Source organism: Aquitalea denitrificans (genome assembly GCF_009856625.1).
Taxonomy (GTDB): Bacteria; Pseudomonadota; Gammaproteobacteria; order Burkholderiales; family Chromobacteriaceae; genus Aquitalea; species Aquitalea denitrificans.
Map to the genome: position 1 here is coordinate 1,207,186 of NZ_CP047241.1, position 16,349 is coordinate 1,223,534.

General features: G+C 58.9%; 13 protein-coding genes. 7 read left to right on the forward strand and 6 right to left on the reverse strand.

From position 1 onward, the window contains the following. Nucleotides 1–24 precede the first annotated feature (24 nt). The 6 genes from ccoG to GSR16_RS05565 all read right to left on the reverse strand — a co-directional run bounded on the left by ccoG (nucleotide 25) and on the right by GSR16_RS05565 (nucleotide 6,835). Nucleotides 25–1,365: a cytochrome c oxidase accessory protein CcoG gene (gene ccoG / locus GSR16_RS05540; RefSeq protein WP_159875529.1), complete on the reverse strand. Its 1,341-nt coding sequence runs from the start codon at nucleotides 1,363–1,365 to the stop codon at nucleotides 25–27. A 201-nt stretch (nucleotides 1,366–1,566) separates the two neighbouring features. Further along, nucleotides 1,567–2,196, reverse strand: coding sequence for a MarC family protein (locus tag GSR16_RS05545; protein WP_159875530.1), 630 nt, complete (start codon nucleotides 2,194–2,196; stop codon nucleotides 1,567–1,569). 168 nt (nucleotides 2,197–2,364) lie between these two features. Next, nucleotides 2,365–3,495, reverse strand: a complete 1,131-nt coding sequence (gene dapE, locus GSR16_RS05550; RefSeq protein ID WP_159875531.1) for a succinyl-diaminopimelate desuccinylase — start codon at nucleotides 3,493–3,495, stop codon at nucleotides 2,365–2,367. Beyond that, the gene (locus GSR16_RS05555; protein ID WP_159875532.1) at nucleotides 3,492–3,842 is read right to left on the reverse strand and encodes an ArsC family reductase; all 351 of its coding nucleotides are present in this window, start codon (nucleotides 3,840–3,842) and stop codon (nucleotides 3,492–3,494) included. The genes dapE and GSR16_RS05555 overlap by 4 nt, the downstream gene beginning before the upstream one ends. Before the next feature lie 13 nt (nucleotides 3,843–3,855). Continuing rightward, nucleotides 3,856–5,016 carry a PilT/PilU family type 4a pilus ATPase gene (locus GSR16_RS05560; protein WP_159875533.1) on the reverse strand — a complete coding sequence of 387 codons (1,161 nt, stop codon included), beginning with the start codon at nucleotides 5,014–5,016 and terminating at the stop codon, nucleotides 3,856–3,858. 139 nt (nucleotides 5,017–5,155) lie between these two features. After that, the gene (locus GSR16_RS05565; RefSeq protein ID WP_159875534.1) at nucleotides 5,156–6,835 is read right to left on the reverse strand and encodes a long-chain-fatty-acid--CoA ligase; all 1,680 of its coding nucleotides are present in this window, start codon (nucleotides 6,833–6,835) and stop codon (nucleotides 5,156–5,158) included. 308 nt (nucleotides 6,836–7,143) lie between these two features. On the opposite strand from GSR16_RS05565, the gene rimP reads away from it, so the two are divergent. From rimP to pnp, 7 genes are all read left to right on the forward strand, one after another. After that, complete coding sequence (rimP, locus tag GSR16_RS05570) at nucleotides 7,144–7,572, forward strand: ribosome maturation factor RimP (RefSeq protein WP_159875535.1); 429 nt, start codon at nucleotides 7,144–7,146, stop codon at nucleotides 7,570–7,572. A gap of 51 nt (nucleotides 7,573–7,623) precedes the next feature. Further along, nucleotides 7,624–9,102 carry a transcription termination factor NusA gene (nusA, locus tag GSR16_RS05575; protein WP_159875536.1) on the forward strand — a complete coding sequence of 493 codons (1,479 nt, stop codon included), beginning with the start codon at nucleotides 7,624–7,626 and terminating at the stop codon, nucleotides 9,100–9,102. Between the two features lie 39 nt (nucleotides 9,103–9,141). Then, complete coding sequence (gene infB, locus GSR16_RS05580) at nucleotides 9,142–12,090, forward strand: translation initiation factor IF-2 (RefSeq protein WP_159875537.1); 2,949 nt, start codon at nucleotides 9,142–9,144, stop codon at nucleotides 12,088–12,090. Between the two features lie 135 nt (nucleotides 12,091–12,225). Then, nucleotides 12,226–12,642, forward strand: coding sequence for a 30S ribosome-binding factor RbfA (gene rbfA, locus GSR16_RS05585; protein ID WP_159875538.1), 417 nt, complete (start codon nucleotides 12,226–12,228; stop codon nucleotides 12,640–12,642). Continuing rightward, on the forward strand, nucleotides 12,639–13,562 hold the full coding sequence (gene truB / locus GSR16_RS05590) for a tRNA pseudouridine(55) synthase TruB (protein ID WP_159875539.1): 924 nt from the start codon (nucleotides 12,639–12,641) through the stop codon (nucleotides 13,560–13,562). The genes rbfA and truB overlap by 4 nt, the downstream gene beginning before the upstream one ends. Before the next feature lie 80 nt (nucleotides 13,563–13,642). Continuing rightward, nucleotides 13,643–13,912 (forward strand): 30S ribosomal protein S15, encoded by a 270-nt coding sequence (rpsO, locus tag GSR16_RS05595; protein ID WP_159875540.1) that lies wholly within the window; start codon nucleotides 13,643–13,645, stop codon nucleotides 13,910–13,912. 182 nt (nucleotides 13,913–14,094) lie between these two features. Beyond that, the gene (gene pnp, locus GSR16_RS05600; protein WP_159875541.1) at nucleotides 14,095–16,242 is read left to right on the forward strand and encodes a polyribonucleotide nucleotidyltransferase; all 2,148 of its coding nucleotides are present in this window, start codon (nucleotides 14,095–14,097) and stop codon (nucleotides 16,240–16,242) included. Nucleotides 16,243–16,349 lie beyond the last annotated feature (107 nt).

The window sequence follows — 16,349 nt, forward strand, 5'->3', positions numbered from 1 at the left end:
ATACGGGGCTCGCAAATGAGGGCGTTACTCGCCGATAAAGCTGCTTTTTTCATGTAGCACATGGCCGGGCTGATCCAGCGAGCGGATGATGAAGCGGATATCGTTGGCACCACGGGCAGCATTCTGTGGTTCAACCTGTACCCGCAACCCTATGGTTTCGGTAGCGGTGGCTGCCAGTGCAATCTGTTCGCCGGCATGAGCCAGCCGGATGCCGGGCAGTCCTTCCACGCTGATGGCAAAGCGCTGGGCAGTTTCGCTGCTGTTGATCAGCCGCACACTATAGCTGTTTTCCAGCCAGCCATCGTCGGTTTCCCTGACCAGGCTGGCGCGGTCGCGCAGGATGTCGGCCTTGAACGGCAGCCGCTGGGTAAAGCTGAACACCGACAGGCCGATGATGCCCAGCAGCAGGCTGCTGTAAAACAGCACGCGTGGGCGCTGCCATGCCGGTTTGCCATTGCTCTTGCCTTCCAGTGCGGCCTCGCTGGTGTAGCGGATCAGCCCGCGCGGGGCGTGCAGCTGGTCCATCACCTGATCGCAAGCATCGATGCAGGCTGCGCAGCCTATGCACTCGTATTGCAGGCCGTTGCGGATGTCGATGCCGGTAGGGCAGACCTGCACGCAGATGCCGCAGTCGATGCAGCCGCCGGCGGATTTGTCGGCCTGTTTGCCACGTGGCTCGCCACGGCGGGCATCGTAGGAAATGATCAGCGTGTCGCGGTCGAACATCGCGCCCTGAAAACGGGCATAGGGGCACATATGACTGCACACTTTTTCCCGTAACAGCGCCGCCAGCAAATAGGTGAAGGCCGCGTAGAACAGTATCCAGAAGACTTCCCATGGCCCGGCCTGGCCCTGCCACAGATTGGCGGCCAACTCGCCTGCCGGGGCAAAGTAGGCCACCAGGGAAAAGCCGGTCCACAGCGAAAACAGCAGCATCAGGCCATGGGCAGCGCTCAGACGCAGCAGCTTGGCGGCAGAGGCCGGGGCGGCGTCCAGCTTGCGCCTGGCCCTGTGGTCGCCCAGCACCAGTCGCTCTATCCACAGCATGATCTGGGTATACACCGTTTGCGGACAGGAATAGCCGCACCACAGTCGGCCCGCCAGCGTGGTCCACCAGAACAGGCCAAGCGCGCTCACCACCAGCACGGCAGCCAGATAGACAAAGTCCTCCGGCCAGAAGCTGGCACCAAATACGAAGAACAGATGGCGCTCCAGGTCGAACAGCACGGCCTGGCGCTGATTCCACTGCAGCCAGGGCAGGCCGAGGAAAACCAGCTGGGTGAGGATCACCAGTGCCACGCGGATATTGTTGAAACGGCCGCTGGTCAGGCGCGGGTAAATCTTGATGGGGACGGGCTGGGTCATGGTGCGGAGTCCGGTAAGATAACCCGCCCTTTTTAGGCGCTGTCACCATGACAGACAATGCACAGATCCGGCTGTATTTATCAGTACAGATTGCGAATTGTCTTTTTTATTCAATGACTTAATTTGCTGTGCATTGAGATGGAGCTAAGGCTGATGCATACAGATACGGTACAGATGCTTGCGCCAGATCAAATAGCTGGCCTAGCGCGACAGCTGGGGAAACAGGCGGTACAGGCCATCGACGATGATTTCCACTGACACCGCCGCCAGCAGCATGCCCATCACTCGGTTGACGATATTGATGCCGGTCTGGCCCAGCAGGCGGCTGATGGGCGAGGCCAGCACCAGCGCGCCATAGCAGGTAATGGCTACCAGCAGGCTGCTGATCAGCAGATACACCACCTGCACCCAGGAATGGGCGGTGGAGGCATAAATGATGACGGTGGAAATGGTGCCGGGGCCGGTGAGCAGCGGAATGGCCATCGGCACCACCGCGATATTGGTTTTGGCCTCGGCCTCGGACTGCTCTTCCTTGGTGGTTTTGGTGGGGGCCGGTTTGGCATTCATCAACGCAATGGCAATCAGCATTACCAGCAAGCCACCACCTACCTGGAAAGAGCCGATGCTGATGCCCAGAAAGCGCAGCAGGGTTTCGCCCACCACGGCAAACAGGCATAGCACCACCGCTACCGCCAGCGTGGTGGTCTTGGCGATGCGCTTGCGTTCCAGCTGACTGGAGGTGGGCGTCAGGCTGATGAAGATGGGAATGGCACCCAGCGGATTGACCAGCACCAGCAGGGCGACAAAGATTTTGGCGATTTCGAGTTCCATGGTGGACCCATGCTAGGTGAAAGCTGTTGCGCTGGCATTCAGCGGCGGGACATAAAGCTGCAGGCTTGCGCCAGCGCGTGCCATGGTGCGGCTTGCCGCATGGCTGCAGCCTGGCAGGGTCATGAGCAGGCCCGAAGTGGGCCTGTCGTAAGCGCCTTGCTGCAATACTCAGGACAGCAGCAGTTTTTCCAGCGTGCGCTGGTAAATTTCTGCCAGCGGTTCCAGATGCGCCACTTCCACACATTCGTTCAGCTTGTGAATGGTGGCGTTGACCGGGCCAAACTCCACCAGCTCGCGCGCAATGCGCTTGATGAAGCGGCCATCGGAGGTGCCGCCGGTGGTGGACAGTTCGGCGCTATGGCCGGTGACCTGGTAGATGGCTTCGCCCAGCGCATCGGTGAGTGCGCCCGGCGCGGTGATGAAGGGCATGCCGGACAAGGACCAGTGTAGCTCGTAGCCCAGGCCATGCTTGTCCAGAATGGCATGCACCCGGTCTTTCAGCGACTCCACCGAGCTTTCCGGGCTGAAGCGGAAGTTGAAGCGGATTTCACACAGGCCGGGAATGATGTTGACCGCACCGGTACCGGCGTGGATGTTGGACACCTGCCAGCTGGTGGGCGGGAAGAAGTCATTGCCCTGGTCCCATTCGGCGGCAGCCAGTTCGGCCAGCGCCGGTGCCATCAGGTGGATGGGGTTTTTGGCCAGATGCGGGTAGGCAATATGGCCCTGAATACCGTGAATCACCAGACGTCCGGACAGCGAACCACGGCGGCCATTCTTGATGGTGTCGCCCAGCTTCTGGTCGGAAGTCGGTTCGCCGACAATGCAGTAGTCAATCAGCTCGCCACGCGCTTCCAGCGCATCCACCACCTTGACCGAACCATCCACTGCCACGCCTTCCTCATCAGAGGTCAGTAGCAGGGCAATGCTGCCGGGGTGGTCCGGATGGGCTGTGACAAAGGCTTCAATCGCGGTGATGAAGGCAGCCAGCGAGGCTTTCATGTCGGCGGCACCACGACCATACAGCAGGCCGTTACGCTCACGCGGTTCAAACGGCGGGCTGTCCCATTGCTCTACCGGACCGCTGGGCACCACATCGGTGTGGCCGGCAAAGCACAGCAGCGGGCCGCTGTTGCCACGGCGGGCCCACAGATTGTCCACTTCGCCAAAGCGCATGGGTTCGATGACAAAGCCCAGTGCATGCAGGCGCTCGGCCAACAGTTGTTGGCAGCCGGCATCGTAAGGCGTGACGGAGTCGCGGCGTATCAGTTCGCAGGTCAGCTCCAGCGTCTTGCTCATGCGCTGAACTCCTCGTTCCATGCGGCTTCGTTGAAGCCAACGCTGGTCTTGCCTGGGCGCTCCAGTACCGGGCGCTTGATGATGGAAGGCTGCGCCTGCAGCACGACAATGGCACCGGCCGGCGTGGCCGCCTGGGCTTTGAGTTCGTCGGACAGGCCGCGCCAGGTGGTGCCCTGGCGATTGATCAGCTTGTCCAGACCCACGGCGTCAATCCAGGCCTGCAGCTGTTCGGTGCTGACGCCCTGTTTTTTGAAGTCGTGGAAGGCAAAGTCGATGTGATGATCGGTCAGCCACTGGCGGGCTTTTTTGACCGTGTTGCAGTTGGGGATGCCGTAGAGGGTGATCATGTTGTGTGCTTGCTTATAAATCCAGGGTGAATCCGTCAAAGCTGGTGGCAGCTTTGTCTGGGTCTTGTTTGGCCTGAGGCTGGCTGTTGCTGACCGGGTTTGCCTCGGCCTGCTTGCTCTGGGCGTGGTTGATCAGCCAATACAGATTGGTGGGCGAATCGGCATTTTTCAAGGCATCGTCCAGCAGGATGCGGTCTTGTTGATACAGTCGGAACAAAGACTGTTCAAAGGTTTGCGCACCTTCACTCATGCTGTTTTCGATGGCTTCCTTGATCTGGTCCACGTCGCCATTGCGAATCAGCTCGGCAATGTGAGGAGTGTTGATCAGGATTTCCAGCGCCGGAATCTGCTTGCCATCCTTGGTGGGAACCAGCCGTTGCGAGATGACGGCTCGAAGCGACACCGACAGGTCCATCAGCAGGGCATTGCGGCTTTCGGTCGGGAACAGGCTGATCACCCGGTTAAGCATGTGATAGCTGTTGTTGGCGTGCAGGGTGGACATGCACAGGTGGCCGGACTGCGCATAGTTGATGGCATGCGTCATGGTTTCGGCATCGCGGATTTCGCCTATCATCAGCACGTCCGGTGCCTCACGCATGGCGTTTTTCAGCGCGTTTTCGTAAGAGAAGGTATCCACGCCGATTTCGCGCTGGTTGACGATGGACTTTTGATGGCGGTAGACAAACTCGATCGGGTCTTCCACCGTCAGGATGTGGCCGGACTGGCTCTGGTTGCGGTGTTCCAGCAGGGAAGCCACGGTGGAGCTCTTGCCGCTGCCAGTGGCCCCCACCACGATGATTAGCCCGCGTTTTTGCTGCACCAGGCTTTGCAAGGTATCGGGCAGGTTAAGCTCGGCCAGCGACGGAATGCGCGGCCGAATGAAGCGCACCACCATGGCCACCGTGCCGCGCTGCTTGAAAATATTCACCCGGTAATTGCCCAGTCCCTCAACCAGCCGGCCAAAGTTCATTTCCAGCTCGCGCTCGAAGGTGGCAATTTCGGTTTCATTCATCAGGCTGTAGGCCAGCTGGCGCACGATATCGGCAGACAGCGGCTTGTCATTGATGGGCAGTGTTACGCCGTCTATCTTGATCTGCGGTGGTGCTTCCGCAGTGAAAAAGATGTCACTGGCCTGTTTGTCGGCCATCAGCTTGAAGAATGGCAGCATCAGCATGGTTGGTATTTCCGATACAAATGAATGGGTGTTCTGACAGTACGCTGTCTTTTTTATAGACGTATTGTGCCTGCAGTCGGCGGTGAGCGACAGCGGGCATTAAAAAAGCCCGCTTGCGCGGGCTGTATCTGGTGATGAATCAGGCCTGTCTGGCGACTTCCTGGTCGCGCAGGGCGCGTCGCAGGATCTTGCCGACATTGGTCTTGGGGAGCTCGCTGCGGAACTCCACCATCTTGGGTACCTTATAGCCGGTGAGATTTTCGCGGCAGTGATGAATGATGTCCTTTTCCGTCAGGCTGTCATCCTTCTTCACCACGAATACCTTGACCACTTCGCCGGACTTGTCATCAGGAATGCCGATGCAGGCCACTTCCAGCACGCCGGGGTGGCTGGCAATTACGTCTTCCACCTCGTTGGGGTAGACATTGAAGCCGGACACCAGAATCATGTCCTTTTTGCGGTCCACCAGCTTTACAAAGCCTTCCGGTGTCACCATGGCCATGTCGCCGGTGGCCAGGAAGCCGCGTGCGTCGATCGCCTTGGCGGTTTCGTCAGGACGATTCCAGTAGCCCTTCATCACCTGCGGGCCCTTGATGCACAGCTCGCCCTGCTCGCCCTGTGGCAGGGCCTGGCCATCGGCCCCGCGGATTTCAATATCGGTGGACGGCACCGGCAGGCCGATGGTGCCGTTGTATTCCTTGATGTCCAGCGGATTGATGCAGGCTGCCGGGCTGGTTTCGGTTAGGCCGTAGGCTTCGGCCAGGGTGACGCCGGTCAACTGCTTCCACTTGTCGGCCACGGCTTTTTGCACCGCCATGCCGCCACCCAGTGCCAGGCGCCAGGTGGAAAAGTCCACGGTCTTGAATTCAGGATTGTTCAGCAGGGCATTGAACAGGGTGTTGACCCCGGTGATGGCGGTAACGCGGTATTTCTTGATTTCCTTGATGAAGCCCGGAATATCGCGCGGGTTGGTGATCAGCACATTCAGCGCGCCCAGCTCGGTAAAGATCATCAGGTTCGCCGTCAGCGAAAAGATGTGGTAGAGCGGCAAGGCAGTGATGATGATTTCCTGCCCCTCGCGTGCCACCGGTTTTACCCAGCTGCCGGCCTGCAGCATGTTGGCAATGATGTTGCGGTGAACCAGCATGGCACCCTTGGAAACCCCCGTCGTCCCACCTGTGTATTGCAGAAAGGCAATATCCTCATGGCCGATTTCCACCGGAACGAAGCGCTGGGCGGCACCGGCTGCCAGTACGTCGTTGAAGCGGATGTGGCCGGGGATGTTCCATGGCGGCACCATTTTTTTGATCTTGCGTACCACAAAGTTCACCAGTAGACGCTTGGGAAATCCCAGCATGTCACCGATGGATGCAACGATGACGTGCTTGATCCTGGTGCGCTTGATGACCTCCTCCAGCACGCCGGCAAAGTTTTCCAGGATGACGATGGTTTCCGCACCCGAATCATTCAACTGGTGTTCCAGTTCGCGCGGGGTGTACAGCGGGTTGACGTTGACCACGGTGCAGCCGGCGCGCAGTGTGCCAAATACAGCTACTGGATATTGCAGCAGATTGGGCATCATCACGCCCACGCGATCACCCTTGTGCAACTTGAGGGAGTTTTGCAGGTAGGACGCAAATTGTTCGGTTAGCGTTTGCAGCTCGCCATAGCGCAGGACCTTGTCCATATTGGCCATGGCGGGGCGGTCACGGAATTTGTGAACGCTGCGATCAAACACCTCGACAATCGACTGGAACTGATTGATGTCGATTTCATGTGCTACCCCCGGCTGATAATTCTTTAGCCAAACCTTTTCCATATGTAGGGTTTCTCCATCGTGCTGATACGAGAGTGCCGCGCCTGCAGCAAGTACGGTGGCGAGCATCTTCTATATAATTGTTTCTGAATTTTCGAACGGGCATTGCGCCCCTTCCTATATACCCGAACTCCGTCGGGTTGCGGCTAATTTACAGTATGTAAAAAACTCGCGCAAAGCGCAGGCCGCTGCATGCCGCCCTCGCGGATAGGGTCTTGACAGGCTTCGGTTTTCTTTTTTGCGGGAATGGGTTACAATCGCGATGTTTAGGGATGGGCGTTTCGCCCATTTTTTATTTGTGGAAAGAAGCAATGGATGTTCGTTTGCTGCTGGAAAACACCCTGCCAGGTCTAGGCTATGAGCTGGTCGATTTCGAAATGACCCAGGGTGGCGGTTATCGCGTGTTTATGGACAAGCCTGGTGGCATCACGGTTGAAGACTGTGTGCAGGTTAGTAACCACCTGACCCGTCTGTTCATGGTTGAAAACGTTAATTACGAACGGCTCGAGGTTTCCTCCCCGGGGCTGGATCGTCCTCTCAAGAAAGAGGCCGACTTCGTGCGCTTTGCCGGACAGCTTGCCAAAATCAAGACACGCATGCCGGTTGAGCAGCAAAAGAAGTTTGCCGGTCGTCTTGTCGGGGTTGAAGATGGCGCGGTCAAGCTGGAAGTGGATGGCGGCCGCATCGTGGCAATTGCCCTGACCAATATCGACAAAGCCAGGCTAGAGCCTGAGTTTTGAGCGTAGGCGAGGCCGCGTGCCGCGCACAAGGACAAAAATTCGGAGGAATGCATGAGTCGCGAGATTTTGCTGCTGGTTGATGCCCTGGCAAGCGAGAAGAATGTCAGCAAGGACGTGGTTTTTTCCGCCCTTGAAATGGCACTTGCTTCGGCAACCAAAAAGAAGTTTACCGATGACGAAATGGATGTGCGTGTCGAAATCGACCGTCACACCGGGCAGTACCAGACTTTCCGTCGCTGGACCGTGGTGCAGAACGAGCTGATCGAAAACGAAAGCCGTGAAGTAACCATCACCGACGCGCGCGATGATGATCCGCGCATCGAAGTCGGTGCCGTGATCGAGCAGCCGATGGAAGCAGTCGAGTTCGGCCGCATCGGTGCGCAGACTGCCAAGCAGGTCATCCTGCAGCGCATCCGTGATGCCGAGCGCGAACAACTGCTGAACGAATTCCTGCAGCGTCGTGAACATTTGATCACCGGCACCATCAAGCGCATCGAGCGTGGCAATGCCATCATCGAATGTGGCAAGCTGGAAGCCGTGCTGCCACGCGATCAGATGATTCCGAAGGAAAACCTGCGCGTGGGCGACCGCGTCAAGGCCTTCCTGCTGCGCATCGACCGCATGGGTCGTGGTCCGCAGCTGGTGCTGTCGCGTACTTCCAGCCAGTTCCTGATCAAGCTGTTTGAACTGGAAGTGCCGGAAATCGAAGAAGGCCTGCTGGAAATCAAGGAAGCAGTCCGCGATGCCGGTCTGCGCGCCAAGATTGCCGTCAAGGCCAATGATGCCCGCATCGACCCGCAAGGCACCTGCATCGGCATGCGCGGTTCCCGCGTACAGGCCGTTACCCAGGAGCTGGCAGGCGAGCGCATCGACATCGTGCTGTGGGCACCGGAACCGGCGCAGTTCGTGATCAACGCACTGTCCCCGGCTGAAGTGAACCGCATCATGATCGACGAAGACAACCACAGCATGGACGTGGTAGTCGAGGAAGACCAGCTGGCTCTGGCCATTGGCCGCAGCGGCCAGAACGTGAAGCTCGCTGCCGAGCTGACCGGCTGGTACCTGAACATCATGACTGTGACCGAAGCGGAAGAGAAACACCAGGCGGAAGACGCGCAACTGCGCGATCTCTTCGTCACTCATCTGGGTGTGGATGAAGCTACGGCCACCGTGCTGGTACAGGAAGGTTTTGCCACCCTGGAAGAGGTGGCGTATGTGCCGATCGCCGAAATGCTGGAGATCGACGGTTTTGACGAGGAGTTGGTGAATGAACTGCGCAGCCGTGCACGTGACGCCATCCTCACTCAGGCCATTGCGTCCGAAGAGAAAGTCGAAGGTGTGTCCGAAGACCTGAAAGATATCGAAGGTCTGGATGCCGAACTGGTTCGCAAGTTGGCCGAGAACGGCGTGTCCACGCGGGATGATCTGGCCGATCTGGCTGTCGACGATCTGGTGGACATGACCGGCATTGAAGCTGAAGCTGCACGTGCAATCATCATGAAAGCGCGCGAACACTGGTTCAACCAGTAAGGCTTCTTCGGGAAGTATTTACGGAATTTGGGAAGACGCATGGTATTGACGAATGTAAAACAGTTTGCCGGTGAGCTGAACCTCACGCCTGAACGATTGCTGGAACAGCTTCGTGCGGCGGGTGTGTCCAAGCGCGCGCCGGATGATACGCTCTCTGAGCAGGATAAATCCCAGCTTCTTGACTACCTGAAGCGTTCGCATGGCGCCCGTGATGAGTCGCGTATTACGCTGACCCGCAAGTCCACCAGTGAAATCAAGACCGCAGACGGTGGTACGGTAAAGGTTGAGACGCGCAAGAAGCGTGTTGTGGTTCGCCCGGAAGATGGCCCGGCTCCGGCAGCAGAAGCTGTCGCAGCTGCCCCGGCACCTGCTGCTCCGGTGACCAAGCCTGTTGAAGCTGTTTCTGCCCCTGCTCCGGCGGCAGAAACCAAGCCGGTTGAAGTTAAACCGGAAGCAAAGCCGGAACCGCAAGCAAAGGTTGAACCCAAGGTGGAATCCAAGCCCGCCGCACCGGTAGCTCCGGTAGCGGAAGCCCCGGCCAAGGAAGCTGCACCTGCTGCCAAGCCGGCCCCGGCTCCGGTACGCACCGTGGCCTCTATTCTGTCGCCGGAAGAAGTAGCCTCCCGCGAAGCGGAAGAAAAGCGTCAGGCTGCTTTCCGTGCCCGTCAGCAAGAGCTGATGCGCGAAAAGATCGAACGCGAAGAGCGCCGTCAGGCTGCTCGTCTGGCTGCCCAGCAACCAGCACCGGCACCGGCTCCCAAGCCGGTGGAAGCACCCAAACCGGTTGAAGCGCGCAGCGAAGAGCGCCGTGATGAACGTGGTCCGCGTCCCGCTGGTGACAACCGTGGCCCGCGCCCGGCTGGTGACAACCGTGGTCCGCGTCCGGCTGGCGACAACCGTGGCCCGCGCCCGGCTGGCGACAACCGTGGCCCGCGTCCGGCTGGCGACAACCGTGGCCCGCGCCCGGCTGGTGACAACCGTGGTCCGCGTCCGGCTGCTGCCGGTGCACCGGGTGCCCCCGCTGTTCCGGCTACCGTGGCTGGCCGTCCTGATGCCAAGAAGGGTGGCGTCAAGAAGGGCAATGAGCGCTGGGAAGAAGGCAAGAAGGGCCGTGGTCTGAAGACCAAGGGCGGCGATGCCGGCAGCGACTGGAAATCCCGCGGCGGCAAGGGCAAGCACAAGCAGAACAACCAGCATGCCTTCCAGGCTCCGACCGAGCCCATCGTGCATGACGTGCTGGTGCCGGAAACCATCTCCGTGGCCGATCTGGCTCACCGCATGGCCGTCAAGGGCGTTGAGGTGATCAAGGTCCTGATGAAGATGGGCATGATGGTCACCATCAACCAGGTGCTGGACCAGGAAACCGCCATGATCGTGGTGGAAGAAATGGGCCACAAGCCGCGTGCGGCACAGGCGGACGATCCGGAAGCCTACCTGGAAAAGCCGGAAGGCGAAGAAGTGGAAGTGGCTGTACAGCCGCGTCCGCCGGTGGTCACCGTGATGGGTCACGTCGACCACGGCAAGACCTCGCTGCTGGACTACATCCGTCGCGCCAAGGTGGCTGCGGGCGAAGCCGGCGGCATTACCCAGCATATCGGTGCCTACCACGTGGAAACCCCGCGCGGCATGATCACCTTCCTGGATACCCCGGGTCATGAAGCGTTTACCGCCATGCGTGCCCGTGGTGCCAAGGCCACTGACATTGTGGTGCTGGTGGTGGCTGCCGACGACGGCGTGATGCCGCAGACCATTGAAGCCATTCACCATGCCAAGGCTGCCAAGGTGCCGATGGTGGTAGCGGTCAACAAGATCGACAAGATGGGTGCCAATGTAGAACGCATCCGTCAGGAACTGGTTTCGCACGAAGTGGTGCCGGAAGACTGGGGTGGCGATACCCAGTTCATCGAAGTCTCTGCCAAGCAGGGCACCAATATCGATGCGCTGCTGGAAGCCATCCTGCTGCAGGCTGAAGTGCTGGAGTTGAATGCACCGATCGAAGCCCCGGCCAAGGGCATCATCGTGGAAGCCCGTCTGGACAAGGGTCGTGGCCCGGTTGCCACGCTGCTGGTTCAGTCCGGCACCCTGAAGAAGGGCGATGTGGTATTGGCTGGTACGGCATTTGGTCGCGTTCGCGCCATGATGGACGAAAACGGCAAGGCTATCGACACTGCTGGTCCGGCTATCCCGGTAGAGATTCTGGGTCTGTCTGACGTGCCGCAAGCCGGTGAAGATGCCATGGTGCTGACCGACGAACGCAAGGCGCGTGAAATCGCCCTGTTCCGTGCCGGCAAGTTCCGTGATGTCCGTCTGGCCAAGCAGCAGGCCGCCAAGCTGGAAAACATGTTTGCCCAGATGGCCGATGGCAGTGGCGAGGTGCAAACCTTGTCCATCATCATCAAGGCCGATGTGCAGGGTTCTTACGAAGCCCTGGCCGGCAGTCTGCAGAAGCTGTCCACCGACGAAGTACGTGTCAGCATCCTGCACTCCGGTGTGGGTGGTATCTCGGAATCAGACATCAACCTGGCGATCGCCTCCAAGGCCATCGTGATCGGCTTCAACACCCGCTCCGATGCCGCCGCGCGCAAGCTGGCCGAGAACGAAGGCGTGGACATCCGTTACTACAGCATCATCTACGATGCCGTGGACGAAGTGAAAGCAGCCTTGTCCGGCATGCTGGCACCGGAGAAGAAGGAACAAATCCTGGGTACCGTCGAGATCCGTCAGGTGATCCCGGTGTCGAAGGTAGGCAATATTGCAGGTTGTATGGTGACCGACGGTCTGATCAAGCGTACTGCTTCGATCCGTCTGATCCGCAACCACGTGGTGGTGCATACCGGCGAACTGGACTCGCTCAAGCGCTTCAAGGACGACGTGAAGGAAGTGAAGCAGGGTTACGAATGTGGCCTGATGCTGAAGAACTTCAACGACATCCAGGAAGGCGACCAACTGGAAGCTTTCGAAATCGTGGAAGTGGCTCGCTCGCTGTAAGCGGCGGCTCCCCGGCGGGCGCGCTTCGAGCTCAGGCTCGAAGGCGCTCGCCTTTTGCATTCAAAGCGGCTGACACAAGGCCGGGCGTCTGCCCGGCTGGCTGTTGGCCGCTTTTATACCGACAGGATGGAAATCATGGCCAAAGCCAGAAAAGGTTTCTCCCGCGCCGACCGTATTGCTGAGCAGATTCAGCGCGAGTTGGCCGAACTGGTCCGTACCGGTCTGAAAGACCCGCGCGTGGGCTGGATCACCATTACCGCCGTGCAGGTGACGCGTGACTACTCGCACGCCAAGGTGTTCTACACCGTCATGGATGAAAAGACGCGCGAAGTCAGCCAGGAAGCGCTGGAGCACTCCGCCGGTTTCCTGCGTTCCGAACTGGGTCGCAGCATCAAGATGTTCACCACGCCGCAGTTGCACTTTGTCTACGATGAGTCGGTATCGCGCGGCATGCACATGACCAGCCTGATCAACCAGGTGGCAAAGGAAGACGCCGAGAAATTCGGTGCCGGTGATGCTGAGGCAGCTGATGACGAGGGTGGCGCCGAATGAGCAAGCCGCGCAGCAACCGCCGCCAGATTGATGGCGTGCTGCTGATCGACAAGCCCTACGACATTTCCAGTAATAACGCGCTGCAAAAGGCGCGCTGGTTGCTCAATGCCGCCAAGGCCGGCCATACCGGCGTGCTGGACCCCTTGGCCACCGGCTTGTTGCCGATGTGTCTGGGGGAGGCCACCAAGTTTTCCTCCTATCTGCTGGATGCCGACAAGGGCTATCGTGCTACTGTGCGTTTTGGCGCAGCCACCAGCACCGGCGACATCGAGGGTGAGGTGGTGCGGGAATGCCCGATTGCCTTTGATGAAGCCGGCCTGCTACAAGTGATGCAGCAGTTTGTTGGTGAAGTCAGCCAGGTGCCGCCGATGTATTCGGCGCTCAAGCATCAGGGCAAACCGTTGTATGAATATGCCCGCGAAGGCATTGAAATTCATCGCGAGCCACGTCGCATCACCATCCACTCGCTCAAGCTGATCAGCTTTGATGGCGTGGAAGCGGTGATCGACGTGTTGTGCAGCAAGGGCACGTATATCCGCACCTTGGCGGAAGACATTGCCATTGCGCTGGATTGCGCTGCTCATCTGACCGGTTTGCGCCGCACCACTACCGGTGGCTTCCAGTTGTCCGAGGCCCATACCCTGGCCGATGTGGAGGCGCTGGACATGGCCGGGCGCGAAGCGCTGCTGTTGCCGGTCGACGTATTGGTGCAACACTTTCCGGCGCATACGCTGGATGCAGCCAGCGTCGCGCGTTTTATTCACGGACAGGCCGTGCGTTTTGCCGGTGAGTGTGCGAGAATGACGCGCTTTCGTGTTTACAGCGATGTAAATGCGGAGTTTCTGGGTCTGGCCGAGCTGCGGGATGATGACATGCTGCACCCGATCAGACTCCTGGCTGTCAAACAGACAGCCTGCTAGCGAAGTGCGGATGGGTTGGGCAACCGGCTCGCTGCACTTGTCGGATCGCAAGATCCTTACCTGATTTGGAGTTACCCAAAATGGCAATGACCGCCGCCCAAAAAGCAGACATCGTTAAAAGCTTCCAACACAAGGAAGGCGATACCGGTTCGTCCGAAGTGCAAGTTGCACTGCTGACCGCTCGTATCAACGACCTGACCCCGCACTTCAAAGCCAATACAAAAGACCACCACAGCCGTCGTGGCCTGCTGAAGATGGTGAGCCGTCGTCGTCGTCTGCTTGACTACCTCAAGCGTACCGATGCTGACAGCTACCGCGCTCTGATTGCCCGTCTGGGTCTGCGCAAGTAATTGGTTCAGGTTTGAAAAAGTCGCAGCTGGTCTGCGACTTTTTCACGCTGGCCTTCAAGCACGCTGTATTACTGTGACAACGGGGGGAGCCTCTAGAAATTTTGATCGATACCGGTCCGAATTTTTAGGGGTTCCCGTTGTGTTTTCAGCTTGAAAAAACATTTTTGACTAAGGGATGCCCTGTGTTCAATAAAATCACCAAATCGTTTCAGTATGGTAACCAGACCGTTACCCTGGAAACCGGCGAAGTAGCGCGCCAGGCTTCCGGCTCCGTTATTGTTTCCGTTGATGAAACCGTGGTTCTGGTTGCCGTTGTCGGCGGCAAGAACGTCAAGCCGGGTCAGGACTTCTTCCCGCTGACCGTAGACTACCTGGAGCGTACCTACGCTGCCGGTAAAATCCCGGGTGGCTTCTTCAAGCGCGAAGGCAAGCAATCCGAGAAGGAAGTGCTGACCAGCCGCCTGATCGACCGTCCGATCCGTCCGCTGTTCCCGGAAGGCTTCTACCACGACGTACAGATCGTGGCCACCGTGCTGTCGCTGAATCCGGAAGTGGATTCCGACATCCCGGCCATGATCGGTGCTTCCGCTGCACTGGCCATCTCCGGCCTGCCGTTTGCCGGCCCGATCGGTGCTGCCCGCGTGGGCTACGCCAATGGCGAATACATCCTGAACCCGACCAAGACCGAACTGTCCACTTCCGAAATGGATCTGGTGGTTGCCGGTACCGAACGCGCCGTGCTGATGGTGGAATCGGAAGCCAAGGAACTGGCCGAGTCCGTGATGCTGGGTGCCGTGGTATTTGGTCACGAGCAGATGCAGTCCGCCATCAAGGCCATCAACGAACTGGCCGACGAAGTGAACCCGGTGATGTTTGACTGGGCCGCTCCGGTACAGAACGAAGAGCTGATCGCCCAGGTACGCGGCATTGCCGGTGCCAAGCTGGCTGATGCCTTCCGCCTGCGTCAGAAGCAAGCCCGTACCGTGGCCATCAACGAAGCCTGGAGCGACGTGAAGGCTGCGCTGATCAATGAAGAAACCGACACCCTGAAAGCCAACGAGATCAAGGGCATCTTCAAGGGGCTGGAAGCTGAAATCGTCCGTGGTCAGATTCTGGCTGGCGAACCGCGTATTGATGGTCGCGACACCCGCACCGTGCGTCCGATCAGCATCCGCAGCAATGTGCTGCCGCGCACCCACGGTTCCGCCCTGTTTACCCGTGGCGAAACCCAGGGCCTGGTGGTAACCACTCTCGGCACCAAGCAGGATGAGCAGATCATCGACGCGCTGGCCGGTGAGTACACCGAACGCTTCATGCTGCATTACAACTTCCCGCCGTACTCCACTGGTGAAGCCGGTCGCATGGGCCCGCCGAAGCGTCGTGAAATCGGCCATGGTCGTCTGGCCAAGCGCGCGCTGATCGCCGTACTGCCGCCGGAAACCGAATTCGGTTACTCCATGCGTGTGGTGTCGGAAATCACCGAATCCAACGGTTCCTCCTCCATGGCTTCCGTTTGCGGTGGCTGCCTGTCGCTGCTGTCCGCCGGTGTACCGCTGAAGGCCCACGTGGCTGGTATCGCCATGGGTCTGATCCTGGAAGGCAACCGTTTTGCCGTGCTGACCGACATCCTGGGTGATGAAGATCACCTGGGTGACATGGACTTCAAGGTGGCCGGTACTGCCGAAGGCATCACCGCCCTGCAGATGGACATCAAGATCCAGGGCATCACCAAGGAAATCATGCAGGTTGCCCTGGCGCAAGCCAAGGAAGGCCGTCAGCATATCCTGGGCCTGATGAAGGAAGCCGTGGATGGCCCGCAAGAGCTGTCTGCCCACGCTCCGCGTCTGTACGTGATGAAGATCAATCCGGAAAAAATCCGTGACGTGATCGGCAAGGGCGGCGAAACCATCCGCTCCATCACCAAGGATACCGGCACCGAGATCAATATCGAGGAAGATGGCACCATCACCATCGCCTCCATTTCCGGTGAAGGCGCCGAGGCTGCCAAGAAGCGTATCGAAGAAATCACCGTTGAAGTTGAAGTGGGCAAGATCTACGAAGGTACCGTAGTGAAGATCCTCGACAACAACGTCGGTGCCATCGTTTCCATCCTGCCGGGCAAGGATGGTCTGGTACACATTTCCCAGATCGCTAACGAGCGTATCAAGAATGTGTCCGACTACCTGAAGGAAGGCCAGATCGTTAAGGTCAAGGCCATCGAAATGGACGATCGCGGTCGTATCCGTCTGTCCATCAAGGCTCTGCTGGAAGATGAATCCAAGGTAGCGCGCGAAACCGCCGACGCCTTTGGCCTGAAGACCCAGCAGTAATCACCGGCCTGCCGGTAAGCCAGAAAGCCCGCAGCGATGCGGGCTTTTTTGCGTTCTGCAGCATCGGCGGGCAGGGGCGTGTAGTGTGATCTGACGCACCGCAAGGG

Bases quoted from the DNA above. Each gene is read 5' to 3' on its own strand.
- rbfA (WP_159875538.1), top strand. From the start codon at position 12,226: ATGGCCAAAGCCAGAAAAGGTTTCTCCCGCGCCGACCGTATTGCTGAG.
- infB (WP_159875537.1), top strand. From the start codon at position 9,142: ATGGTATTGACGAATGTAAAACAGTTTGCCGGTGAGCTGAACCTCACG.
- nusA (WP_159875536.1), top strand. From the start codon at position 7,624: ATGAGTCGCGAGATTTTGCTGCTGGTTGATGCCCTGGCAAGCGAGAAG.
- rpsO (WP_159875540.1), top strand. From the start codon at position 13,643: ATGGCAATGACCGCCGCCCAAAAAGCAGACATCGTTAAAAGCTTCCAA.
- GSR16_RS05560 (WP_159875533.1), bottom strand. From the start codon at position 5,016: ATGCTGATGCTGCCATTCTTCAAGCTGATGGCCGACAAACAGGCCAGT.
- truB (WP_159875539.1), top strand. From the start codon at position 12,639: ATGAGCAAGCCGCGCAGCAACCGCCGCCAGATTGATGGCGTGCTGCTG.
- GSR16_RS05565 (WP_159875534.1), bottom strand. From the start codon at position 6,835: ATGGAAAAGGTTTGGCTAAAGAATTATCAGCCGGGGGTAGCACATGAA.
- rimP (WP_159875535.1), top strand. From the start codon at position 7,144: ATGGATGTTCGTTTGCTGCTGGAAAACACCCTGCCAGGTCTAGGCTAT.
- dapE (WP_159875531.1), bottom strand. From the start codon at position 3,495: ATGAGCAAGACGCTGGAGCTGACCTGCGAACTGATACGCCGCGACTCC.
- GSR16_RS05555 (WP_159875532.1), bottom strand. From the start codon at position 3,842: ATGATCACCCTCTACGGCATCCCCAACTGCAACACGGTCAAAAAAGCC.
- ccoG (WP_159875529.1), bottom strand. From the start codon at position 1,365: ATGACCCAGCCCGTCCCCATCAAGATTTACCCGCGCCTGACCAGCGGC.
- GSR16_RS05545 (WP_159875530.1), bottom strand. From the start codon at position 2,196: ATGGAACTCGAAATCGCCAAAATCTTTGTCGCCCTGCTGGTGCTGGTC.